At 67.5% G+C, this 782-nt stretch carries 1 protein-coding gene; it reads left to right on the top strand.

Features of this window, described 5'->3' with window-relative positions; translation table 11 throughout:
- Positions 1–782: ABC transporter ATP-binding protein (locus DIE02_RS35220; RefSeq protein ID WP_148093154.1), on the top strand; the 782-nt coding region annotated here is incomplete at both ends.

Raw genomic sequence — 782 nt, 5'->3', positions numbered from 1 at the left:
GGCTCGGGCAAGTCCACGCTGCTGCGGATCATCGCCGGGCTGATCGAGCCGACCGGCGGTGACGTGACCTATCTCGGCAAGCCGCTGCGCGGCCCGGCCGAAGGCGTCGCGATGGTGTTCCAGACCTTCGCGCTGTTTCCGTGGCTGACCGTGCTGCAGAACGTGGAAGCCGGCCTCGAAGCACTCGGCGTCGGCGCACGCGAGCGGCGCGAACGCGCGCTCGCCGCGATCGACCTGATCGGTCTCGACGGCTTCGAGAACGCGTATCCGCGCGAGCTGTCGGGCGGCATGCGCCAGCGCGTGGGCTTCGCGCGCGCGCTCGTGGTCGATCCGACGATCCTGCTGATGGACGAGCCGTTCTCGGCGCTCGACGTGCTGACCGCCGAAACGCTGCGTACCGACCTGCTCGACCTGTGGACGCAAGGCCGCATGCCGATCAAGTCGGTGCTGATCGTCACGCACAACATCGAGGAAGCGGTGTTCATGTGCGACCGGATTCTGGTGCTGTCGTCGAACCCGGGCCGCGTGATCGCCGAGATCAAGGTGCCGTTCAAGCATCCGCGCAACCGGCTGGATCCGGATTTCCGCAAGCTGGTCGACGACATCTACGCGAAGATGACGGCCCGCCAGACCAACGAGGCGACGAAGAAGGGGCTCGAGCTCGGCAGCTGGCTGCCGCGCGTGTCGACCAACCTGATGGCCGGCCTGATCGAGACGCTCGCGATGGCGCCGTACCACGGCCGTGCGGACATGCCGGAAATCGCGCGCACGCTGCATCTGGA

The sequence above is a fragment of the Burkholderia sp. Bp8991 genome, from assembly GCF_003853795.1.
Lineage (GTDB): Bacteria > Pseudomonadota > Gammaproteobacteria > Burkholderiales > Burkholderiaceae > Burkholderia.
Note: the sequence above shows the minus strand (reverse complement) of the source record. Positions and strands in the feature narration are given on the sequence as shown.